At 73.4% G+C, this 22623-nt stretch carries 16 protein-coding genes; 10 read left to right on the top strand and 6 right to left on the bottom strand.

Going from position 1 to position 22623, the window contains the following annotated elements; genetic code table 11:
• Positions 1–6 precede the first annotated feature (6 nt).
• The 3 genes from ABZ716_RS04635 to ABZ716_RS04625 all read right to left on the bottom strand — a co-directional run bounded on the left by ABZ716_RS04635 (position 7) and on the right by ABZ716_RS04625 (position 4120).
• Positions 7–1524 carry an alpha/beta fold hydrolase gene (locus ABZ716_RS04635; protein WP_358956470.1) on the bottom strand — a complete coding sequence of 506 codons (1518 nt, stop codon included), beginning with the start codon at positions 1522–1524 and terminating at the stop codon, positions 7–9.
• A 256-nt stretch (positions 1525–1780) separates the two neighbouring features.
• A complete protein-coding gene (locus ABZ716_RS04630; RefSeq protein ID WP_358956467.1) occupies positions 1781–3499 on the bottom strand; it encodes an acyl-CoA dehydrogenase family protein in 1719 nt (572 codons plus the stop codon).
• A 51-nt stretch (positions 3500–3550) separates the two neighbouring features.
• Complete coding sequence (locus ABZ716_RS04625) at positions 3551–4120, bottom strand: PadR family transcriptional regulator (RefSeq protein ID WP_358956464.1); 570 nt, start codon at positions 4118–4120, stop codon at positions 3551–3553.
• Positions 4121–4257: 137 nt separating this feature from the next.
• Here ABZ716_RS04625 and ABZ716_RS04620 point away from each other — a divergent pair, with 137 nt between their 5' ends.
• The 5 genes from ABZ716_RS04620 to ABZ716_RS04600 all read left to right on the top strand — a co-directional run bounded on the left by ABZ716_RS04620 (position 4258) and on the right by ABZ716_RS04600 (position 8190).
• Positions 4258–4782, top strand: coding sequence for a GNAT family N-acetyltransferase (locus ABZ716_RS04620; protein ID WP_358811707.1), 525 nt, complete (start codon positions 4258–4260; stop codon positions 4780–4782).
• Positions 4783–4921: 139 nt separating this feature from the next.
• A complete protein-coding gene (locus tag ABZ716_RS04615; RefSeq protein WP_358956461.1) occupies positions 4922–5638 on the top strand; it encodes a TetR/AcrR family transcriptional regulator in 717 nt (238 codons plus the stop codon).
• A 42-nt stretch (positions 5639–5680) separates the two neighbouring features.
• On the top strand, positions 5681–6841 hold the full coding sequence (locus ABZ716_RS04610) for an MAB_1171c family putative transporter (RefSeq protein ID WP_358811709.1): 1161 nt from the start codon (positions 5681–5683) through the stop codon (positions 6839–6841).
• Between the two features lie 303 nt (positions 6842–7144).
• Positions 7145–7621, top strand: coding sequence for a helix-turn-helix domain-containing protein (locus ABZ716_RS04605; protein WP_358811710.1), 477 nt, complete (start codon positions 7145–7147; stop codon positions 7619–7621).
• On the top strand, positions 7618–8190 hold the full coding sequence (locus ABZ716_RS04600; RefSeq protein ID WP_358811711.1) for a toxin: 573 nt from the start codon (positions 7618–7620) through the stop codon (positions 8188–8190). The genes ABZ716_RS04605 and ABZ716_RS04600 overlap by 4 nt, the downstream gene beginning before the upstream one ends.
• A 10-nt stretch (positions 8191–8200) precedes the next feature.
• On the opposite strand, the gene ABZ716_RS04595 is transcribed toward ABZ716_RS04600, so the two are convergent.
• Positions 8201–11542, bottom strand: coding sequence for an aminotransferase class I/II-fold pyridoxal phosphate-dependent enzyme (locus tag ABZ716_RS04595; RefSeq protein WP_358956459.1), 3342 nt, complete (start codon positions 11540–11542; stop codon positions 8201–8203).
• 29 nt (positions 11543–11571) lie between these two features.
• Positions 11572–12513: an NAD-dependent epimerase/dehydratase family protein gene (locus ABZ716_RS04590; RefSeq protein ID WP_358811713.1), complete on the bottom strand. Its 942-nt coding sequence runs from the start codon at positions 12511–12513 to the stop codon at positions 11572–11574.
• 265 nt (positions 12514–12778) lie between these two features.
• Between ABZ716_RS04590 and ABZ716_RS04585 the strand changes: the two genes are divergently transcribed.
• From ABZ716_RS04585 to ABZ716_RS04565, 5 genes are all read left to right on the top strand, one after another.
• The gene (locus tag ABZ716_RS04585; protein WP_358957066.1) at positions 12779–14287 is read left to right on the top strand and encodes a peptidoglycan DD-metalloendopeptidase family protein; all 1509 of its coding nucleotides are present in this window, start codon (positions 12779–12781) and stop codon (positions 14285–14287) included.
• Between the two features lie 53 nt (positions 14288–14340).
• Positions 14341–15768, top strand: a complete 1428-nt coding sequence (locus tag ABZ716_RS04580) for a hypothetical protein (protein ID WP_358957063.1) — start codon at positions 14341–14343, stop codon at positions 15766–15768.
• 132 nt (positions 15769–15900) lie between these two features.
• Positions 15901–16653 carry a serine/threonine protein kinase gene (locus ABZ716_RS04575; protein WP_358811714.1) on the top strand — a complete coding sequence of 251 codons (753 nt, stop codon included), beginning with the start codon at positions 15901–15903 and terminating at the stop codon, positions 16651–16653.
• A 5-nt stretch (positions 16654–16658) separates the two neighbouring features.
• Entirely contained in the window at positions 16659–18071 is a 1413-nt protein-coding gene (locus ABZ716_RS04570) for a serine/threonine-protein kinase (protein WP_358956456.1), read from the top strand.
• A 68-nt stretch (positions 18072–18139) separates the two neighbouring features.
• On the top strand, positions 18140–20515 hold the full coding sequence (locus ABZ716_RS04565; protein ID WP_358956453.1) for an excinuclease ABC subunit UvrA: 2376 nt from the start codon (positions 18140–18142) through the stop codon (positions 20513–20515).
• 54 nt (positions 20516–20569) lie between these two features.
• Here the strand turns inward: ABZ716_RS04565 and recQ are convergent, their stop codons facing one another.
• Positions 20570–22606 carry a DNA helicase RecQ gene (recQ, locus tag ABZ716_RS04560; protein WP_358956451.1) on the bottom strand — a complete coding sequence of 679 codons (2037 nt, stop codon included), beginning with the start codon at positions 22604–22606 and terminating at the stop codon, positions 20570–20572.
• Positions 22607–22623 lie beyond the last annotated feature (17 nt).

Genomic DNA, 22623 nt, shown 5'->3' with positions numbered 1-22623 from the left:
TCCCGGTCACTTCGGGGTGAGGGTGAACGGCGCGGGGGCCAGGCCGGCCACGCAGCCGGTGTCGGGGGCCGTGGGACGGGCGAGGAAGGAGGCGAACACCCGCGCCGCGCATGGCGACTGGGGCACCACCCAGTGCGTGACCCCGGGGATCCGCACGGAGGTCGAGCGGGAGAGCGTACGGGCGGCCTCCCGCGCGAAGCTCGCGCCGGTCTTGGCGTCGAAGGTGCCGGAGAGCAGGAGCACCGGTACGGCGCTCGCGGTGGCGACCCGCTGGCCGGCGGCGCGGTCGGGGACGTTCCAGATCCGGCAGACGTCCTGCTCGAAGGGGAGCTGCGGCGCCTGGGCCAGGACGGTCCGCGGATAGCCGGGGAAGGCCCTGCGGCCCGCGTCCAGCACATCGGACGGCGAGGTTCCGGGCACCCACTCGGCGCAGGCCACGGACTGGGTCAGGCCGTGGGCGGTCATGCCGGTGGCCTGGACGGAGTCGGCCGCGCGGGCCCGCGCGAAGCGCTCCGGGTTTCCGTGGGCGAGCTCGTCGAGGGCCGCGGGGAGGTCGCGGGGCTTGATGGCGTTGGCGACCAGGAGGTTCAGCACCGCTCCCCCGTCGAGGACCACCTTCACGGGTGCTCCGCCCCGTGGCGGGGCGGCGTCGAGCGTCAGGGGCTCCGCCTCCAGCCTGCGCACCTGCTCGGCCAGCGTGGCGGCCGGGTCCGGGTAGCGGCTCTTGCAGGCGGGCTCGGCCGCGCACGCGTCGAGGATGGCGCCGATGCCTTCGCGGGCGCTGGGCCAGCCCCAGGGCAGGATCGCGCTCTGCGGGGGCGTGACGGAGTCCAGGGCCACCGCGCGGATCCCCTCGGGATGGGTGCGCAGGTAGGTGAGGGCCAGGTCGGAGCCGTAGGAGTAGCCGTAGACGTTCCACCGGGCGATACCGAGCGCGGTGCGCAGGGCGGCGAAGTCGGCGGCGTTCTCCAGGGTGTTGTAGGCGCCGAGGTCGGTGCCGTCGGCGGTCAGCCGGTCCCGGCACTGCCGGAACGCCTCCAGCATCAGCTGCTTCGCCCGGGCGGAGTCGTAACCGAGGCCCGGGTAGCGGGCGTTGAAGCGGTCCACTTCGGGGCAGGCCAGGTTCGGCTGGTCGTAGCGGTTGCCGCGCTGGGCCATGACGACCAGGTCGTGGTCCCGGTTGACCCCGGCGTCGACCAGGACCGGGATGTCGTCGAAGGTCTCGCCGCCGGGGCCGCCCGCCATGAAGACCACCGGGTCCGCGGCGGGCTCGGCGGAGGTGGCCGGGATGACCGCCGTGGCCAGCCGGATGGTCCGCGCGCCGGGGCGGGCCCGGTTCTCGGGGACCTCCAGGAAACCGCAGCGGGCCTTGTCCAGCGCGGGCACCGGCTCGGCCGTCTTCGGGCAGGGCCCGGGCACGAACCGGGCGGCGGCGGAGGGGCTGGGGGCGGGGCCGGCCGCGACCGCCGTCAGGCAGAGCAGGGCGGCCGCGGCGGCCGACGCGCCGCGGAGGTGCTTGGCCATGGGATCCCGTTCCTGTGCCCGGGCTGCTGCCCGCGGATCAGGGCCGGCGGGCCGCGGCGCCAGGCGCACCGGGGTCCGGCCGTGATCCGCCGGACGCCCCTTGGCGGGCAGCCCCCGGTGGTCGGGCGGAATGTACGCATCCGACGCTACCGGCTCCCCCGGACGGCCGCATGCGGACCACCCTCGACGGCCGCCGGCCGGGCCCGGGGGTCACCGGGCCCGGCCGGGGCGGGCCGCCGCCCGTCACGACTACGGCTTACGGCGCCATCTCGTAGGCCCCCGAGAGGGCCTCGACGCGCTCCCAGACGCGGGCCGCGCGGGCCTCGTCGACGACCGGGCGGCGTACCGCGCCCAGCGCCCACTCCTGCTGCGCCTGGGTGGCGGAGTCCTTGCCGTGCAGTTCGACGGCGTGGCCGGAGAAGTCGCGGACCAGGACGGAGAACAGCTCGTCGAGGACGTCGCGGTCCAGGTCCGTCAGGCGGGCCTGCTCCAGGATCAGCTGGGCGTGCACCACGAGGGCGAAGAGCTGGCCGACGGAGAGCAGGAAGTCCAGGTCACGGCTCTGCGCCTCGTCCGGGGCGAGGGTGGCGACGAACGCGCACAGGGCGTCGGCCTGCTCGCGGAAGCGGGCGACGTTCGGCACCTCGGCGTAGGCGTCGAAGGCGGGCCGCCAGTCGTGGAAGCGTACGGAGCCCAGTCCGCGGGCCGGGCCCTGCCGGAAGAGGAAGTCGTCGTCGGCCGCGTCGAGACGGGTCGGCACGGGCGGGTAGGCGACCGGCTCCAGCAGGTGGTTGCGCAGGAACTTCAGGATCAGCGCGAGGTTGACGTGGACGGTGCCTTCGAGCTTGGGCAGGCCGCGGATCTCGACGGCGGCGTTGGCGAAGTAGGTGTCCTTCTCGAAGCCCTTGGCGGCGATGACGTCCCACATCAGGTCGATGACCTTCTCGCCCTCCGTGGTGACCTTCATCTTCGTCATCGGGTTGAAGAGGAGGTAGCGGCGGTCCTCGGGACCGGCGGAGCGGAAGTAGTCCACGGCGCGGTCGCTGAACAGCTTCATCCCGACGAGGCGGACGTAGGCGTCGGCCAGCTCGCGGCGCACGTGCGGGAAGGCGGTGACGGGGCGGCCGTAGAGGATGCGGTTGCTCGCGTGGGTGACGGCCTCGTACATCGCGTGCTCGCAGATGCCGATGGAGGCGGTGCAGAGGTTGAACTTGCCGACGTTGACGGTGTTGAGGGCGGCGTCGAAGGCGGCGCGGCCGGTGTGCAGCACGTCCTCGGCGGCGACCGGGTAGCGCTCCAGCCGGAACTCGCTGACGTACTTGGAGGAGTGGACCACGTTCTGGACGAGCCCGTACGCGGGGTGGCGGCTGTCGGCGGCGAAGAAGACGTACCCGTCCGGGCCCTCGACGTCGGTGCGGCGGCCGAAGACCGAGACCAGGCCGGCGGCGTTGCCGTTGCCGATGTAGTACTTGGAGCCGCTCGCCAGGAAGCCGCCGTCGCCGTCGGGCTCCAGCAGCATGTCGGTGGAGTAGATGTCGGCGCCGTGGGTCCGCTCGGACAGGCCGAAGGCGAACACATCGCCCTGGGCCAGAAGTCCGGCGGCGCGGGCGCGGGCGGCTTCGTTGTCGCTCTGCCAGACCGGGCCGAGGCCGAGGATGGTCACCTGCCAGGCGTACCAGTAGTCGAGGCCGTAGAAGCCGAGGATCTCGTTGAGGGCCGCGATCCGGGCGGTGTCCCAGCGCTGGTCCTCACCCGTGGCGGCGGAGGCCGGGGTGAGGAAGGTGGAGAACAGGCCCTCCTTGGCGGCGAAGGCAAGGAAGTCCGCGAGCCAGGCGCGGCTGCGGTAGTCCTCCAGGAGCCTGCGCTTGCCGCGCTCCTCGAACCAGTCGACGGTGGCGCGCAGCAGGCGGCGGGTCTCGGGGTCGAAGTGCGCGGGGTCGTAGGTGCGCGGGTTGAACAGGAGGGGGTCGGCCATGAGGGGTCGCCTTCCGGGAGGGGAGGGAGGGGAGGGGGTGGACGGGTGCGGTCAGGCGGACGGGGACGGCGTCGCGCCGAGCCGGTGCAGGGTGGCGAGGACGTCGTCCAGCCAGGCGACGGTCATCCGCTCGTACGCGATGCCGCCGCGCAGCACGACGTGCTGGAGCTCCTGCCCGGCGTCCAGCGGGACGGGGGCGCCGGGTCCGGTGAAGTCGCGCCGCTCGCCCGCGAGGTAGTGCGCGAGGCGGTCGCTGTGGGCCCGGTGGTGCCGTTCGACCTCGCGGATCAGGGCGGCGGGGTCGTCGAAGGCCGCGCCGCGGATCTTCACGGCGAGTTCGTGGCGCATGCTCTCGGGCTCGATCGGCTCGTGCAGCCACAGGGAGAGGGCGGCGCGGCCCAGGGGGGCGACGGCGTACTCCTTCTTGTCCGGCCGCCCCTGCTGGGGCACCTCGCGGACGGTGAGCAGGCCGTCGGCCGCCATGCGGGCCAGGACGCGGTAGATCTGCTGGTGGCTGGCGGTCCAGAAGTAGCCGATGGACCGGTCGAACCGCCGGGCCAGTTCATAGCCGGAGCCCGGCATCTCCAGGAGCGAGACGAGGATCGCGTGGTCGAGCGCCATGCCCCGATCTTTCTATGCAACTCGTTGCATAGACAAGAGGCACCGCCCGGGTGAGACACGGCTCACCCGGCCCAGGCTGCGGAGCGCCCGGCCCAACTCGTTTGCCCGCCCGGCTCGCAGTGCATAGCGTCGCTGCCATGACGCCCACCCTGCGCACCGAGCGGCTGCTCCTGACGCCCTACGTCCCCGAGGACGAGGCGGATTTCGTGACCCTGTTCCAGGACGGGGACGTCTCCCGGTGGATGGGTGACGGGCCCGTTCCCGAGGAGGAGGACCGGGCCCTGTTCGGCCGGATATTCACGAAGGTCTACGCCCAGGAGCTGTTCGACGTCTGGTCCGTCCGCCGGGACGGGCTGATGGTGGGACACGCGGAGATCAAGCCGACCGACACGGTCGGCGGACACGAGATCATCTACGCACTGGCCCCCTCGGCCTGGGGTGCGGGGCTGGGCACCGAGCTGGCGCGGGCCCTCGTGGACTACGGCTTCGCCACCCTCCGGCTCGCCGAGGTGCACGCCACGGTGGCCGCGGAGAACGGTGCCTCGCTGGCCTTGCTGGAGAGGATCGGCTTCCGGCACGTCCGGGACATCACCGAGGACGACGGCAGCACCACCCGTGTGCTCACCCTGCGCCGGGCGGCCCCGGGCGGTGGCCCGGCCTGATCCGGCGGGCACGGGCCGGGGCGCCGTCACGGCCGGGCAGTGGCCGCCGCGCCGGCCCGTGGCCGGATCGCGTCGGTGGGCCCGGGCCGCTCGCGGCGCACCGGGCACGGCCGTTCGGGCCGGCGGGTACCGTTCCGGCATGGACGTTTCAGCAATCAGTTCGAACGACGACGGTCCGGCGCGGGGGGAGGCGATCAAGGAGGCCGCCCGCCGGCAGCTGGTGGAACGGGGCGCCGCCGCCCTCTCCCTGGAGGACGTGGCCCGCGCTGCCGGGCTCGGTCTCCCCGAGGTCGAGACCGTCTTCCCGCACCGGGACGACCTCCTGACCGCGCTGGTCATCGACGCGTACGACGCCTCGGGCGCCGCCATGGAGCAGGCCGACACGGCCGGCGCTCCGGCGGGGGTCCGGCTGCTGGCCGTCACGCGCGCGCTGCGGCAGTGGTCCTTCGCCCACCCCGGCGAGTTCACCCTGATCTACGGTTCGCCGGTGCCGGGCTACCACGCCCCGCAGGACACCGTCCCGGCCGCCGCGCGGACCCCCGCCGTCCTCGCCGGAATCATCCGGGCGGCACTGGAGGGCGGTGAACTGACCCCGCCGCGGCGCGCGGTACCCGGTCCGCCGCTGCTGCTGCCGGCCGCCGTCGAGGCGTTCGGCGGGGTGCCGCAGGCGCCGTTCTCGGACATCGTCGAGCGCGGCATCGTCCTGTGGAGCACCCTCGTCGGGCTGTTGGTCTTCCAGGTCTTCAGCCGCACGCACGACAGCGTCAAGGACGAGGCCGCGTACTTCGACTACGCGATCGCCGTGGCGGCCGAGAGCATCGGGCTCGACGTCCCGCTGGGCGCACACACCGACTGACCCGTCTGCCGCCCCCGCGGCCCCCCTGCAGGAAACCAGGCATTGAACACCATCAGAACCCTCTGCTTCGTCATCGCGGCGCTCTCCTCGTACGCCGCGCTCATCTACCGCCTGTGCCAGGCGCGGCGCAGCCGGCACGACAGTGCCTACTGGACGCTGATCGCCACACTGGTCCTCCAGTGCTTCACCTTCACCATGGGCGCCGTCGCCATGGCCAGCCACAGCTTCCTGGGCGTCGGCAACCTCGCCATCCTCCTCATGCACCTGTCGGCGGTGGCGTTCTGCGTCGCCGCGCAGATCATCCTGCTGCGGTGGGCGGCGTCCGACGAGGAGGCGTCCCGCAAGACGCGGTACTGGCTGATCACCGGAACCGCGCTCGACGTGCTGCTGACGGCGCTCTTCTTCCTCGCCGACGGCACCGGCCGGCCGTCCTCGGACTTCGACACCGGCAGCGGGCAACCGCTGGTCCTCGTCTACCTCCTGGCCTTCATCGTGTCCCAGGCGGTTCCGTGCGTGACCATCTTCCACCAGTGCGGTTCCTACGCGCGGATGACGGACAACGAGTCGCTGCGGCAGGCGCTGCGGATGCTGCGGGTCTCCGCGGTGGTGCTGTTCCTGTACTGCACGTGCCGGACGGTCAACATCCTCACGGCGGCCGCCGGCGTCGACATCGGCGCCTGGAAGCTGGCCTCGAACCTCTTCAGCGCGGCGGGCATCGTCATCCTGTCGCTGAGCCTGACCAACTCCTCCTGGGGTCCGGCCGCTTCCCGGCTGCTGGCCTGGGGCCGCAGCTACCGCTCGTACCGGGCGCTGTACCCGCTCTGGCGCGACCTCTACGAGTCCTCCCCGGACATCGCGCTGGAGCCGCCGGGTGCCTCGGTCTCGGACCTGGATTACCGGCTGCACCGCAGGGTGGTCGAGATCCGCGACGGGTGGCGGGACCTGCGCCCCTACATCGACCGTACGGGCGTGGGCGGTTCGGCCGTGGACGCGGGCAGGGCGGAGAGCGAGGAGTCGCGGCAGGCGTTCACGGAGGCGGCGCGGATCAAGCGGGCCCTGCTGGCGAAGCAGGCCGGTACGATGCCGCACGACAACAAGGACGCCGGCGACTTCGACGACCGCGACACGGACAACTTCACGGCCGAGGTCGCCTGGCTCACCAAAGTGGCGGCCGCCTACAGTAAACTGGGCACCGCGAGTTGAAGCTCCCGCCCGGTTCGTATCCCCCGTCGAACCGGGCGGGTCTCCCCCGTTCCCCCCGCTGACTACGTCGGGCCGGACGGGTGGCTCCCGCCCGGACTGGCCCGGCCCATCCCCCGAGGGCCGGGCCAGTCCGATTTCACCGCCTGCCAACCCGTCGGACTTCCCCCGTGACGAGTTAGCTGGCAGCTATCGGCGAGACCCAACGTTGGCGGAGTCCCGGCCAATTGTCAACTGACCGCTATTCTGTGAAACTGGCGTATAGCCAAGGGCTATACCGAGGAGGTGACGGGAGGAAGATTCACCATGACCGAGTGCGACGACCGGCCCCTGCTCGCCAGGCGCCTGGACGACCTGTTCAGAACGGTCCGTCCCAAGGGCAAGCACTGGACCAACGCCGAGGTGGCGGAGGAACTGAAGCGTGCCAGCCCCGAACTCAAGGTCGGGGGCGTGTATCTGTCGCAGCTTCGGACGGGGAAGCGCTCCAACCCCTCACCTGACCTCCTGGCGGCCCTGGCCAAGTTCTTCGGCGTCTCGGTCGCCTACTTCTTCGACGACAAGGTCGCCGAGTCCGTCCTCAGCCAGGTCGCCGCCATCGAGGCGCTGCGGCAGTCCGGGGTCCGCGCCGTGGCGATGCGCGCGGCCGGGATGAAGAAGGAGAACCTCCAGGCCATCACGGCCATCATGGACCAGTACCGGCAGATGCAGGGCCTCCCCCCGGTCACCGACGCCCCCGTCACGGACTCCTCCCCCGCAGCCCCCGACCCCTCCGAGCCCGTATGAAGGGCGCCTGGAAGGAGCGGGCCGCCGATCACGACCGGCGCAGCCAGCTCAAGAAGCTCCGCAAGGCCGGTGCCCGGCGGCTCGCCGAACTCGGCCTCCCCGAGGTGACCGACGTCGCGGGACTCTGCCACCACCTCGGCGAGGTGCGCGAGCGGCCGATCATCCTGGTCCCGATGCAGATGCCCTCGTCGCATCCGTGCGGCATGTGGGTCGCCGCCCGCGACGAGGACCTGATCTTCTACGACGCCAACACCACCAGCGCGCATCAGGAGCACATCATCTTGCACGAGCTGGGCCACATCATCTGCTGCCATCGCGGGGCCGGCGGACTGGACGAGGCGGCCGCCCGCCTCCTCTTCCCCGACCTCGACCCCGACCTCGTGCGCGACATGCTCCTGCGCGCCACCTACGACGACGTCCAGGAGCAGGAGGCGGAGATCATCGCCTACCTGCTCGCCCAGCGGATGGAGGGCGCCGAGCCGTCCCCGCCCCCCGCCGGCGAGGCGGACGAGGACGGCGACCCGGGCAAGAGCGCCATGCTCAGCCGTATCGAACGCACCCTGTTCTGACGTGGACCGCTCAGCGCGCGGCGGTGTTCGCCACCTCCTCGGCCAAGGCGGCCACCGCCCGGCGGATGTCCTCCTCGCGGTGCTCGGCGGTGACGAAGAACCGCAGCCGGGAGAGCCCCTCCTCCACCGCCGGGTGGAAGATCGGGTCGGCGGTGACTCCGCGCGCGTAGAGTCCGTCGGCGACGCGCAGGGTACGGGCCGAGTCGCCCAGGATGCACGGCACGATGGGCGTGTGGGCGCTGGAGCCGGTCGCCAGGCCCGCGGCGGCGGCCAGGCCGAGGAAGAGCCCGGAGTTGCGCCGCAGGGCGGCCACCCGCTGCGGCTCCGCCTCGATCACCTCGGCGGCGGCCAGCGCGGCCGCGGCGTTGGGCGGGGTCAGCCCGACGCTGTAGACGAAGCCGGGGAGGGTGTGGCGCAGCCAGCGCACCATACGGGCCGAGCCGCCGAGGTAGCCCCCGCAGCTGGCGAACGCCTTGGACAGGGTGCCCATCCACAGGTCCACGTCGCGGCGGTCGGCCCCGAAGAACTCGCCGACGCCCCGGCCGCGTTCGCCGACGGTGCCGATGCTGTGCGCCTCGTCCACCATCAGCAGCGCGCCGTAACGCTTCTTCAGTTCGATCACGGCGGGCAGGTCGACGAGGTCGCCGTCCATGCTGTACGCGCCCTCGACGGCGATCAGCGCCCGCCGGAACCGGGACCGGTTCAGCCGCAGCAGGTGCTCCAGCTGCTCCGTGTCGTTGTGCGCGAAGGGGCGCCGCGCCGCGCCGGACAGGGCGCAGCCCTGGAGGATGCTGTCGTGGGCGAGGGCGTCGTGGAGGACGAGGTCGCCCGGGCCGACGAGGTGCCCGATCGCGGTGACGTTGGTGGCGTGGCCGCTGACCAGGGTCAGGCAGTCGCCGACGCCGAGGAACTCGGTCAGGGCCCGCTCCAGACGGACGGTCAGGTCCCGTTCACCGGACAGGACCCGGCTGGCGGAGACGGAGGTGCCGTACCGGTCCACGGCCCGGTGGACGGCCTCGCTGACGGCGGGATGCCCGGAGAGGCCCAGGTAGTTGTAGCTGCCGAAGGAGAGGTAGGGGCGGCCGCCGATCACCGTGGTGTCGCGGATGGTGCCCTCGTGGACCCGGAAGTAGGGGAAGGCGGCCCCGGTGCCGGCGAGGGAGTCCAGGAGCTGTTCGAACTTTTCCACCTCCGGGAAGTCGTCCACGGCCGCCGTCCCGGCGGTCCACCGCGGGGCGGGCGGCGGTTCGGGGACGTGGGGGACGGGGGCCCCGGCCCCGGCGCGGTCGGGCCCGACGAGGGAGATCAGGCGGCCGAGGGTGAGCTCCGGGGAGTACATCTCCTCGGTCCGGAATCCGGGCACCCGGCCCGCGATGCGCGTGTCCAGCTCGTGCAGCATCAGGGAGTCGAAGCCCAGGTCCGCGACGAGCCTCTGGTCCTCGCGCAGGTCGGACCGCGGGTAGACGCCGGTGCGCGACACCTCTTCGAGGACGACGGTCGCGGCGCTCGCCCGTTCGGGGCGTTCCTCGCGCGGCCGCGCCGGGGGCGGGTCCGCCGGGGGTACGGGCTCCGGGGCGGCCGTCTCGCGCGCCGACGCGTCCACGATCCAGTGGCGGCGCGGGGCGAGCGGGCTCGGCGGCAGGGTGCACGGCGGGACGCGCGGCCCCGCCGGTACGGGTGTTCCGTCGGACGGCGCGGGGGCGCGGCCCGCCTCCACGTCCTCGGCCGCCCCGGTCAGCCGGGCGACCGCCTCGGCGGCGTCCCGTACCTCCACGGTGAGGCGTTCGGTGAGGGGGGTCCGGCGGGCCAGGGTGTCGACCACCGCGGTCAGCGGCGGGCTCTCCTCGGCGAGGGTACGGGCCAGGTCCCGGGCGTAGCGGGCGAGCCCGGCCCGGTCTCGGGCGCTGAGGGCCAGCACGTACGGTCCTTCCCCGGCCGGTTCCGGGAGGGCCGGCGGGGCGGTGTCCTCCTCGACCACCAGGTGCACCCCGGTACCGCCGAAGCCGAACGCGCTGACGCCGGCCCGGCGCGGACGGCCGTCGCGCGGCCAGGGGACCGGCGCCGTGGGGACGGTGAGCCGGGCGGCGTCGAGGAGGGAGTGCCCGGCGAGCGCGAACGGCGGCTGCGGGGGGATCACCCCGCGCTGGACGGCCAGGACGGACTTGATGAGCCCGGCCAGCCCCGCGGAGTTGAGGGAGTGGCCGACCACCGCCTTGACCGCGCCCAGGTAGGCGGGGGGCGCCTCCGGGCCGCGCAGCTCGCGCAGGACGGAGAGCTCGACGGGGTCGCCCACGGTGGTCCCGGTGCCGTGTGCCTCCAGGTAGCCGACCTCCCCGGGGGCCAGCCGGGCGTCGCGGTAGGCCCGGCGCAGGGCGCGCAGCTGTCCGGCGGCCTGGGGGTGCATCCCGCCCTGGACGGTGCCGTCGTTGGCGGTGCCCACGCCCCGGATCACCGCGTACACCCGGTCGCCGGCCGCGCGTGCGTCGGACAGCGGCCGCAGCACGAGGACGCCGGCGCCCTCGCCGAGGACGAAGCCGTCGGCGTCCGCGCCGAAGGGCAGGCAGCGGCCGCTGCGCGAGAGGGCGCCGATCCGGGACAGCCCGACGAGCAGGTCCGGGGTGACGATCAGCTGGGCGCCGCCCGCGAGGGCGATCCGGCTGCGGCCGGAGCGCAGCGCGTGGACGGCGTTGGCCACGGCCATCAGGCCGCCGGAGCAGGCGGAGTCCAGGGCGTAGCTCTCGCCGTGCAGGTCGAAGACGGAACTGATCGTGTTCGGGCCCATGTTGAGGAGGATCCCGGCGACGGAGGTGCCCTGCATCCCGTCGACGGCGCGGACCGTCTCCCGCCAGCCGGGGTCTTGCGGCCGGGCTCCGAACTCGCCGCCGGCCAGCTGGCGCATACGGATCTGGAGGGTGGTGAGGCCGCGGTAGCCGCTGTCGGTGAGGGCCGTGATCACCGAGGTCTCCTCGCGGTCGAAGCCGTCGGCCTCCCATCCGGCGTCCTGGATCGCCTCGCGGGCGAGGTCGATCAGCAGCCGGTGCTGGGGGTCCATGGCCTTGGCCCGTCGCGGCGGGATGCCGTAGTGGGCCGCGTCGAACCGGTCCACGTCCGGCAGGAGCGCCATGGTGTCGGTGTAGGCGGCCGCGGTGTCGCGGAAGTCCGCGCTGAGGAAGGCGTCGGCGCGCCACCGCGCGTCCGGGATACGGCCGAACTGGGCCCGCGGGTCCGTCAGGAGCCGCCAGTACTCGTTGAGGTCGCGCGCCCCCGGGAACCGGCAGGCCATTCCGACGACGGCTATGTCGTCCCGGCTCGGGTCCGGTCCCCGGTCCTGTCCCGCTCCCCTGGGGTCCACTATGGAATCCATCCCTCTCACTGCGACCGTCACCCGGTGGTGGCCACGCGTGCGCGCCACCAGTCCACCGTCGCCTTGACCTGCTGGTCCAGGGGGGTGGGCCGGGTCGCGAACGCGGTCTCGTAGGCGCTGGAGTCGACCGTGAACGGACGGTCGAACTGGTAGCGGATCTCCTTCAGTTCGCGCAGCAGCGGGGAGAACAGCCCGCCGAGGCCCAGGACCAGGGGCGGCAGTCCGCGTACGGCGACCGGTCCGGTGCCCGCTTCGGCGGCGAGGCGGGCGACCATCTCCCGTACGGACAGGGCCGGTTCGGTGGGGACGTGCCAGGCACGGCCCCAGGCCCGCTCGTCGCCGGCGGCCTCCGCCAGGGCCCTGGCCACGTCGGGCAGGTAGGTCCAGCTGTGCGGGGCGTCCGGGTCGCCGAGCGTGGAGACGGGCCTGCCGCGCAGCAGCGGGGGCATGACGCGCGCCGCCAGGTGGCCGCCGTCGGTGACGCCGGGCCCGAAGAAGTCCGAGGCGCGCACCTCGACGGCCCTGATCCGGCCCTGCTGGTGCAGGTCGAGGGCCTGCTCCCACACGGCGGCGCGTACCCGCCCCTTGGTGCCGGTCGCCGCCAGGGGCAGGTCCTCGGTCAGGGGGCCGTCCACGGGCCCGTAGCCGTAGAGGTTGCCCAGCATGGCGAGTACGGCCCCGGTCTCCTCGGCCGCCGTACACAGGGAGGAGGCCAGTGCCGGCCACTCCTGCGCCCAGCGGTGGTAGGGCGGTGCGCCGCAGCTGTAGAGCGCGGCCGCGCCCCGTACCGCCTCGGTCAGCCGGCCGGTGTCCTTGGCGTCCAGCGCGACGTGCTCGATCCCGGGCTCGGGTTTGCGGCCCGAGGTGGTGACGACCTTCACCGTGTGACCCTGCCCGGCGAGGAGCCGGGCGGTGGCGGCGCCGGCGGGTCCGAAACCTATGACGACATGAGTGTTCACGCACGCACACTAGCGCGAGCGCCCGGACGTCCGGGGCCGGTGCCCCTCGCCGTGGCGGCCGAATCCGCCACCCCTATCCGAAGCGCTCCGGGCCGTCATTCCGCAAGGTTCCGGATCCGCCGGTCACCCGCCCGTTGCTAGCTTCCCGATCGCCGGTGCGCAGGGTTCGCCGGCCCGGCGCGCGCCGCCGGCTCCGCATCCTCGCGCCCAGGAGGCCCCGTTGACCGCGCACCGTCCCGTCCGCAGGAGCGGAGCGATTGTCCGGATCCCGGCGTCCGCGCTGCGCCGGGCCCTGCCCGTGCTGCTCACGGCGGCCGTCGCCCTGCTGCCCGGCCCGGCGGCGGCCGCCCCGGCGGGGGCGGCCGGCTTCGCCGCCGCGTGCCCCACGACCGGGTTCATCTCCCAGGGCCACAGCTCGACGCACAACGGCATCGACATCGCCAACGACTACGGCACCCCGATCTTCGCGGTGGGTGACGGCGAGGTCACCATCTCGGGCTACGACCCCGGCGGCTACGGCCAGTGGATCCGCGTCCTGCACCCCGACGGCACCATCACCGAGTACGGGCACATGTACCAGCGGGACGTGGCCCAGGGCGACCACGTGGTGGCCGGCCAGCGGATCGCCCTGATGGGCAGCGAGGGCAACTCCGAGGGGCCCCACCTGCACCTGCGGGTCTGGGCCGACCCCGGCGCGAGCGTGGGCACCGACCCGGTCCCCTACCTCGCGGAGCGCGGCGTGACGATGCCGTGCACCCCGGGCACGGGCCCGCGGCCGACACCGCTCGACTATCCGGCGGAGTCGGGGCGGGTGGTGTCGGCGCGGTCGGCCGACGGACGGCTGGAAGTCTTCGCCGCCGGCGCCGACGGCATCCACCACGCCTGGCAGACCACCCCCAACGGAGCCTGGTCCGACTGGGAACGACTCGGCGGACCCGGCACGGCCGAACTCGCCATCGGACCCAACGCCGACGGCCGCCTCGAACTCTTCGCCCTCAACGCCGACACCCTCCAGCACCGCTACCAACTCCAGCCCTCAGGCGCCTGGTCCGACTGGGAGGACTTCGGCACCGGCGGCCACACCCTCACCACCGGCACCAACCCAGACGGCCGCCTCGAAGTCTTCGCCTCCGGCCCCAACGGCATCCACCACCGCTACCAGACCGCCCCCAACAGCGGCTGGTCCCCATGGCAACCCACCGGCGGAGGCCCCGCCAACAGCCGCATCGCCATGGAGAAATCACCCGACGGCCGCCTCGAAGTCTTCGCCCTCAACGCCGACACCCTCCAACACCAATACCAGACCACCCCCAACGGCACCTGGTCCGACTGGGAACCCTTCGGCACCGGCGGCCACGACCTCACCCTCGACCACAACCAGGACGGCCGCCTCGAACTCTTCGCCTCCGGCCCCGTCGGCATCTACCACCGCTACCAGACCAGCCCCACCAACTGGTCCCCATGGGAACCCACCGGCGGACCCGCCGACTCCCAACTGACCAGTCACCGCACCGCTGACGGCCGGGTCGAGGTCTTCGCCATCAACGGCACCACCGCCCAGCACCTCTGGCAGACCGGGGTCAACGCCCCCTACGGCCAGTGGGACACCTTCGGCGGCGGGGGAAGCGAAGTCACCGCCACCTCCAACCAGGACGGCCGGATCGAGGTCTTCGGGACCAGCGGCGCCGGCGTCCACCACCGCTGGCAGACCGGGTTCTCGGACTGGTCCGCATGGACCTGGGTCAACGGCACCTCCGGCCCCGCCGTCAACTGAGGAGACCGCACGTGACCACCGTCCGGCGCTCGCGCAGAGCGCCCCACCGCACCATGCTGTCCGCGTTGGCGCCCCTGCTCCTCGCGGCGGGGCTGCTCTCCGCCGCCTCCCCCGCGTACGCCGCGCCGAGCGATCTGTGCGCCCAGGTCGGCTACACCGCCGGCTTCCGCGGCGACGGCCTGGTGACCGCCATCGCCGTCGCCCTCGCGGAGTCCAGCTGCAACCCGGGCGCCTCCAACACCACCGGCAACACCCCCAACACCTCCACCGACCGGGGGCTGTGGCAGATCAACGACCACTGGCACAACGAGGTCTCCGACGCCTGCGCCTACGACGCCCAGTGCAACGCCAACGAGGCGTTCCGCATCTCCTCGCACGGCACCGACTGGCGGCAGTGGTCCACCTACAACGCGGGCGCGCACCTGCGGCACATGGACGAGGCGCAGGCCGCCGTGGACCGGCTGGGCCACCACGAACCCGGTCCGGGTCCCCTGGTCTACCCGGCGGAGTCGGGGCGGGTGGTGTCGGCGCGGTCGGCCGACGGACGGCTGGAAGTCTTCGCCGCCGGCGCCGACGGCATCCACCACGCCTGGCAGACCACCCCCAACGGAGCCTGGTCCGACTGGGAACGACTCGGCGGACCCGGCACAGCCGAACTCGCCATCGGACCCAACGCCGACGGCCGCCTCGAACTCTTCGCCCTCAACGCCGACACCCTCCAGCACCGCTACCAACTCCAGCCCTCAGGCGCCTGGTCCGACTGGGAGAACTTCGGCACCGGCGGCCACACCCTCACCACCGGCACCAACCCAGACGGCCGCCTCGAAGTCTTCGCCTCCGGCCCCAACGGCATCCACCACCGCTACCAGACCGCCCCCAACAGCGGCTGGTCCCCATGGCAACCCACCGGCGGAGGCCCCGCCAACAGCCGCATCGCCATGGAGAAATCACCCGACGGCCGCCTCGAAGTCTTCGCCCTCAACGCCGACACCCTCCAACACCAGTACCAGACCACCCCCAACGGCACCTGGTCCGACTGGGAACCCTTCGGCACCGGCGGCCACGACCTCACCCTCGACCACAACCAGGACGGCCGCCTCGAACTCTTCGCCTCCGGCCCCGTCGGCATCTACCACCGCTACCAGACCAGCCCCACCAACTGGTCCCCATGGGAACCCACCGGCGGACCCGCCGACTCCCAGCTGACGAGTGAGCGTTCGCCGGACGGGCGGGTGGAGGTGTTCGCCATCAACGGGAGCACCGCCCAGCACCTGTGGCAGACCGGGGTCAACGCCCCCTACGGCCAGTGGGAGACCTTCGGCGGCGGGGGGACGGAGATCGTCGGGACGACGAACGCCGACGGCCGCATCGAGGTCTTCGGGACCAGCGGCGCGGGTGTCCACCACCGGTGGCAGACCGGGTTCTCGGACTGGTCCGCATGGAGCTGGGTCAACGGCACCTCCGGGCCTCCGGTCCCCTGACGGCCCCGCCGGACCGCCGGCCCTGGCCCGTGACCCCCGCGCCGAATTGGCCGAAGGGGCACGGGCCAGGGCCGGATCCAGCGGGTAACGTCCCTGTCTGGGCGTCTGTCAACACGCCGGACAGGGGGAATCGTGAGCGGCATTGTCGTCCATCTGCCGGAAGGCGGCGGGGGCGGCGGGGCGGTGACCTTGCGGCTCGGGCCCGGGGAGGTCGCACGGTTCGGGCGCGGTTCCTCACGGACGCCGGTGGAGCTGCGGCTCGACGACGCCGCGGTCTCCCGGCTGGCCGGGGAGATCCGGGTCACCGAGGACCACTGGCAGCTGAGCAACCTCAGTTCCACCCAGAGCTACCTCGTGGAGAACCCGGAGGGTGCCGGCGAGTACCTGCGGGTGCCGCCGCGCCGGGCGGGAGCGCCCATCCCGTTCGAGTTCTCCCGGGTGGTGCTGCCGGCCAGGGCCGGGACGGCGGTCTCCTTCCAGGTGTTCGCCCCCGACCACCTCTACCTGGATCCCCCGGGCCCCGGCGGGCCGCTGACGGGCCGCACGGTGACGGCGTACTCCCTGGACGAGACGGCCACCTACTTCCTGGTGCTCGTGGCACTCTGCGAGCCCTGGCTGCGGGACCGGTCGCCGGTCGCGGTGCCGACGACGCCGGAGGTGGTGGAGCGGCTGCGCGGCCATCCCGCCTGCGGTCGGCTGACGGCGCGGGCGGTCAGCTCGCACATCGACTACCTGGCCGAGGAGAAGCTGCGGATCGGCGCCCCCGGCGAACGGCACAACGGGAAGCGGGACGCCGTGGTCGGACTCGCGCTGAGGTTCGGGATCGTACGGGAGGACCACCTCGCGCTGCTGCCGTCCCGGGCCGGAGCGGCGGCGCGGAGGTAGCCGGTATGACGCGGCTGCGCAGCCCCGGGTCCTCGTGGGGCAGCAGCGGGACGGAACTGCTGCCCCCGGGCCACCGCGTGGGGAAGTGGCTGGTCGGCGAGCCGATCGGGGCCGGCGGCTGGGCGACCGTGTACGCGGGGAGGGCGGCCGGGCCGGGGCAGGGCGCGGAGGTGGCCCTCAAGGTGATGCCGACGGCGGGCCTGGCGCCGCGGCAGGCCCGTACCGTGGCGCAGGCCGCGCGCCGGGAGGTCGAGCTCGGCACCCGGGCTGGGCACCCGCGGCTGGTCCGGCTGCTGGACTACGTGGTCCTCGACGAGCCGGAACGGCCGTCGCTGGACGGGGCGATCGTGCTGGTCATGGAGCGGGCGGCGGGGAGCCTGCGCGACCGGATCGACGCCGGGGTGACGGAGGCCGAGGGCGGCCGGCTGGTCGCCGGGATCTGCGAGGGGCTGGCCCACCTGCACCGCAGCGGCTGGGTGCACGCCGACCTCAAGCCGGAGAACGTGCTGGTCGGCGCGGACGGGGAGGTCAGGCTCTCGGACTTCGGCCTGGCGACGGAGCTGACCGGCACGCACGGGCACGCGGCGCCGATGGGCACCCTCGACTACCTTCCGCCGGAGCGGTGGCGGGCGCCGCTCGGGGAGCTGGGCGTGCAGGTCCGGCCGAGCGCGGACATCTGGGCACTGGGCCTGGTGATCCACGAGGTGTTCGCCTCCGGTGCCCCGCTGTTCCCCGGCGCCACGCCGATGGCGCGGGGCGCCGCCGTGCAGGAGTACGCGGCCGGGCGCGCGCCCCTGCGGATGGACGGCGGGGTCCCGGAGTTCTGGCGGGCGCTGGCCGCCGACTGTCTGGCCCCCACCCATGAGGCGCGGGCCGCGCACACGGCGGAGAGCCTGCTGCGGCGGATCGCCGCCGAGCGGGGCGCGGGCCCGGCTCCCGGGCGCCCGCCGCGGCGGCACCGGGCGGCCCTCCTCGCGGTCGCCGCCTGTGGGGCGTCGGCGGCCGCCGCGCTGTGGCTCCCGGCGGGCGGGACGATCGCGGCGGGCCCCGCGGGCGGTGCGCCGGAGGTGCCCGTGCCGGTGCGGGTGTTCAACGCCGAGCGGGCCTGCCAGGAACGCAGTGACCGGGATCCGCGGTGCAGCCTGGGGCTGGCGGTCGACCCGGGGCGGCCGTACACCGCCGGCAACGTCGTACCGGCCCGGGTGTGGCACTCCGACGTGCTGGAGGCCGACTGCGCGCTGGCGCACGGGCAGCCCGTCATCGACGAGTCGGACTTCCAGTCCACCCTCTGGTACCGGGTGCGGCTGCCGGGCGGAGCCGCCCGGGCCAGTGCCTGGCTGCCGGCGGTACGGACGAAGGACCACCCGGCCCTCCCCGAGTGCCCGGACCGGTCACGATCGGAGAAGCGGCGGCCCTGAGCCCTCGCGTAGCGTGGGACGGCCGGGGCGCCGAGGTACGCCGCGGCCGCGCCGACGAGGGAGAGACGATGAGCAGGGCCACGACGCACACCCGGCCGCCCGCACCGCACGCCGCCGACAGCCACGACATGATCCGTGTGCACGGCGCGCGCGAGAACAACCTCAAGGACGTCACGGTCGAGATCCCCAAGCGGCGGCTGACGGTGTTCACCGGGGTGTCCGGCTCGGGCAAGAGCTCGCTGGTGTTCGACACCGTGGCCGCGGAGTCGCAGCGGCTGATCAACGAGACGTACAGCACCTTCGTCCAGGGCTTCATGCCCGCCGCGGCCCGGCCCGACGTGGACGTGCTGGACGGGCTGACCACGGTGATCGCCGTCGACCAGCAGCGGATGGGCGGCGACCCCCGCTCCACGGTCGGCACCGCCACCGACGCCAACGCCATGCTGCGGATCCTCTTCAGCCGGCTCGGCGACCCGCACATCGGCTCCCCCAAGGCGTACTCCTTCAACGTGGCCTCGATCAGCGGTGCGGGCGCGGTCACGGTGGAGCGGGGCGGGCAGAGCGTGAAGGAGCGGCGCGAGTTCAGCGTCACCGGCGGCATGTGCCCGCGCTGCGAGGGCCGGGGCGCGGTCACCGACCTGGACCTGGCCCAGCTCTTCGACGACTCCAAGTCGCTGAACGAGGGGGCGCTGACCGTCCCCGGCTACAAGCCGGGCGGCTGGAACCACCGGCTCTACAGCGAGTCGGGCCTCTTCGACCCGGACAGGCCGATCCGCTCGTACACCAAGCGGCAGCTGCACGACTTCCTCCACCGCGAGCCGGTCAGGATGAAGATCGCCGGTATCAACATGACGTACGAGGGGCTGATCCCCAGGATCCGCAAGTCGATGCTGGCCAAGGACAAGGAGGCGATGCAGCCGCACATCCGCGAGTTCGTGGAGCGGGCGGTCACCTTCGCCACCTGTCCCGACTGCGAGGGGACGCGGCTCAGCGCGGGCGCGCGGTCCTCGAAGATCAAGGGGATCAGCATCGCCGACGCCTGCGCGATGCAGATCAGCGACCTGGCCAAGTGGGTGAGCGGCCTGGACGAGCCCTCGGTGGCCCCCCTGCGGCAGACCCTCGACTCGTTCGTGGAGATCGGGCTCGGCTACCTGGCGCTGGACCGGGCGGCGGGCACCCTGTCGGGCGGTGAGGCACAGCGCGTCAAGATGATCCGCCACCTCGGCTCCGCGCTCACCGATGTGACGTACGTCTTCGACGAGCCGACCACCGGCCTGCACCCGCACGACATCGAGCGGATGAACGCCCTGTTGCTGCGGCTGCGCGACAAGGGCAACACGGTGCTGGTGGTGGAGCACAAGCCGGAGGTGATCGCGATCGCCGACCACGTCGTCGACCTCGGGCCCGGTGCCGGGGCGGCGGGCGGCACGGTGTGCTTCGAGGGCGGGGTGGAGGGGCTGCGCGCCAGCGGCACCGTCACGGGGCGCCACTTCGACGACCGGGCCGCGCTCAAGGAGTCGGTGCGCGAGCCCTCGGGGGCGCTGGAGATCCGGGGGGCGTCGGCGCACAACCTGCGCGGGGTCGACGTGGACGTCCCGCTGGGGGTGCTCACCGTGGTCACGGGTGTGGCGGGCTCGGGCAAGAGCTCGCTGATCCACGGGTCCGTCCCGGCGTCGGCGGGGGTGGTGTCGGTGGACCAGACGCCGATCCGCGGTTCGCGGCGGAGCAACCCGGCGACGTACACGGGGCTGCTGGAGCCGATCCGCAAGGCGTTCGCCAAGGCCAACGCGGTCAAGCCGGCACTGTTCAGCGCCAACTCCGAGGGGGCCTGCCCCACCTGCAACGGCGCCGGGGTCGTGTACACCGATCTGGCGATGATGGCCGGTGTGGCCACGACCTGCGAGGACTGCGAGGGGAAGCGGTTCGACGCCTCGGTGCTGGAGTACCGGCTCGGCGGCCGGGACATCAGCGAGGTGCTGGAGATGCCGGTGGCGCAGGCGGAGGAGTTCTTCGGCTCGGGTGAGGCGCGCACGCCGGCCGCGCACCGGATCCTGGAGCGGCTGGTGGACGTCGGGCTGGGCTACCTGACCCTGGGACAGCCGCTGACCACGCTGTCGGGCGGTGAGCGGCAGCGGCTGAAGCTGGCCACGCACATGGGCGAGAAGGGCGGGATCTACGTCCTGGACGAGCCGACCGCCGGGCTGCACCTGGCCGATGTGGAGCACCTGCTGGGCCTGCTGGACCGGCTGGTGGACTCCGGCAAGTCGGTGATCGTGATCGAGCACCACCAGGCGGTCATGGCGCACGCCGACTGGATCATCGACCTCGGTCCGGGTGCCGGGCACGACGGCGGCCGGATCGTCTTCGAGGGCACTCCGGCCGCGCTGGTGGCCGACCGGTCCACGCTGACGGGCGAGCACCTGGCGGCGTACGTCGGCGCCTGACCGGCCCGGTCGGTGAGGCGGCCCGGGGGGGGCCGCCTCAGCGCCGGACACCCCCTAGCGCCAGTCGTCCCACGGGGGGTCGATCTCCTCGGGGTCGAAGGGCGGTTCGTCCTCGAACGGGGGCTCCTCCGGGGCGGCGTCGTGGTCCGGCGCGGCGGGCCGGGGTACGGCGGCGGGCGCCGGCGCGGCGGTGGCGGTCGCGGCGGGGGTGGCCGTGGGGGTGGCGCCGTCGGCCCGGCACTCGGCGAGGGCGTCGAGGAGGCCCTCGGCGTACTTGGCGAGCTTGGCCTCGCCGACGCCGCCGATCCCGCCGAGCTCCTCGACCGTGCCGGGCAGCCGCGTCGCGATCTCCCGCAGCGTGGCGTCGTGGAAGACGACGTATGCCGGCACGCCCTGTTCGCGGGCGGTCGCGGCCCGCCAGGCGCGCAGGGCCTCGAAGACCGGCACGGCGGCCGCCGGCAGGTCGACGGGTACGCGGGCGGCCTTGCCCGAGCGGGCCTCCTTGCGGGCGGCGGCCGGCGCCTTCCGCTCCTTGCGCATCGGAACGGTGCGCCGTCCGCCCAGCACCTCGCCGCTGGCCTCGGTGAGGACGAGGGTGCCGTAGTCGCCCTCGACGGCCAGCAGCCGCAGGGCGAGCAGCTGCCGTACGACACCGCGCCACTCCGCGGTGCTCAGGTCGGCGCCGACGCCGAACACCGAGAGCGCGTCGTGGTCGAACTGGATGACCTTGGCGGTCTTCTTGCCCTGGAGGATGTCGATGATCTGGCCGGCGCCGAACTTCTGGCGGCGTTCCTTGGCCAGCCGCCACACCGTGGACAGCAGCTTCTGCGCCGCGACCGTGCCGTCCCAGGACTCGGCGGGGGTCAGGCAGGTGTCGCAGTTGCCGCAGGGACCGCCGTGCTGGCCGAAGTACTCCAGCAGCCGCATCCGGCGGCAGTCGACGGTCTCGCAGAGCGCGAGCATGGCGTCCAGGTGCAGGCCCAGGGAGCGGCGGCGGGCGTCGTCGCCCTCGGAGCCCTCGATGAGCTTGCGCTGCTGGACCACGTCCTGGAGGCCGTACGCGAGCCAGGCCGTGGCGGGTTCGCCGTCGCGGCCGGCGCGGCCGGTCTCCTGGTAGTAGCCCTCCACGGACTTGGGCAGGTCGAGGTGGGCGACGAAGCGCACGTCGGGCTTGTCGATGCCCATGCCGAAGGCGATGGTGGCGACGACCACGACCCCGTCCTCGCGCAGGAAGCGGGACTGGTTGGCGGCGCGGGCGCGGGCGTCCATGCCGGCGTGGTACGGGACGGCGTCGATGCCCTGTTCCACCAGGAAGGCGGCGGTCTTCTCCACGGAGGAGCGGGACAGGCAGTAGACGACACCGGCGTCCCCGTCGTGCTCGGTGCGGATGAGCTCCAGCAGCTGCCGGTTCGCGTTGTCCTTGGGGACGATGCGGTACTGGATGTTGGGCCGGTCGAAGCTGGCGACGAAGTGCCGGGCGTCCTCCAGGCGGAGCCGGGCGGCGATCTCGGCGTGGGTGGCCTCGGTGGCGGTCGCGGTGAGGGCGATCCGCGGCACCTTGGGCCAGCGCTCGTGCAGCATGGACAGGGCGAGGTAGTCGGGCCGGAAGTCGTGGCCCCACTGGGCGACGCAGTGCGCCTCGTCGATGGCGAACAGGGACACCTTGCCCCGGTCGAGCAGGCGCTGGGTGCCCTCGGTGCGCAGCCGCTCGGGGGCCAGGTAGAGCAGGTCCAGCTCGTCCGCGAGGAACGCCTGCTCGACGGCCTGCCGCTCGTAGGGGTCCTGGGTGGAGTTGAGGAACCCGGCCCGGACCCCGAGGGCGGTGAGCGCGTCCACCTGGTCCTGCATCAGGGCGATCAGCGGGGAGATGACGATGCCCGTGCCCTCTCTGACCAGCGCCGGGATCTGGTAGCAGAGCGACTTGCCGCCGCCGGTGGGCATGAGGACGAGGGCGTCGCCGCCGCCGATCAGCTGCTCGATGATCTCCTGCTGCTCACCGCGGAAGGAGCTGTATCCGAAGACGCGGTGGAGCACGCTCAAGGCGTCGGAGACCTCGTCTGAGATCGCGGGGGAAGCGTCCGAAAGGGCCATCCGAGAAGCCTAGCGGC

This window comes from Streptomyces sp. NPDC006687 (genome assembly GCF_040636215.1).
In the GTDB taxonomy this organism is placed as follows: domain Bacteria; phylum Actinomycetota; class Actinomycetes; order Streptomycetales; family Streptomycetaceae; genus Streptomyces.
This window is presented reverse-complemented; position numbering and strand designations above follow the sequence as displayed.

Excerpts from the sequence above, each read along its gene's own strand:
- ABZ716_RS04570 (WP_358956456.1), top strand. The coding sequence starts at position 16,659 with ATGACGCGGCTGCGCAGCCCCGGGTCCTCGTGGGGCAGCAGCGGGACG.
- ABZ716_RS04580 (WP_358957063.1), top strand. The coding sequence starts at position 14,341 with ATGCTGTCCGCGTTGGCGCCCCTGCTCCTCGCGGCGGGGCTGCTCTCC.
- ABZ716_RS04600 (WP_358811711.1), top strand. The coding sequence starts at position 7,618 with ATGAAGGGCGCCTGGAAGGAGCGGGCCGCCGATCACGACCGGCGCAGC.
- ABZ716_RS04605 (WP_358811710.1), top strand. The coding sequence starts at position 7,145 with ATGACCGAGTGCGACGACCGGCCCCTGCTCGCCAGGCGCCTGGACGAC.
- ABZ716_RS04565 (WP_358956453.1), top strand. The coding sequence starts at position 18,140 with ATGAGCAGGGCCACGACGCACACCCGGCCGCCCGCACCGCACGCCGCC.
- recQ (WP_358956451.1), bottom strand. The coding sequence starts at position 22,606 with ATGGCCCTTTCGGACGCTTCCCCCGCGATCTCAGACGAGGTCTCCGAC.
- ABZ716_RS04635 (WP_358956470.1), bottom strand. The coding sequence starts at position 1,524 with ATGGCCAAGCACCTCCGCGGCGCGTCGGCCGCCGCGGCCGCCCTGCTC.
- ABZ716_RS04620 (WP_358811707.1), top strand. The coding sequence starts at position 4,258 with ATGACGCCCACCCTGCGCACCGAGCGGCTGCTCCTGACGCCCTACGTC.
- ABZ716_RS04630 (WP_358956467.1), bottom strand. The coding sequence starts at position 3,499 with ATGGCCGACCCCCTCCTGTTCAACCCGCGCACCTACGACCCCGCGCAC.
- ABZ716_RS04615 (WP_358956461.1), top strand. The coding sequence starts at position 4,922 with ATGGACGTTTCAGCAATCAGTTCGAACGACGACGGTCCGGCGCGGGGG.
- ABZ716_RS04625 (WP_358956464.1), bottom strand. The coding sequence starts at position 4,120 with ATGGCGCTCGACCACGCGATCCTCGTCTCGCTCCTGGAGATGCCGGGC.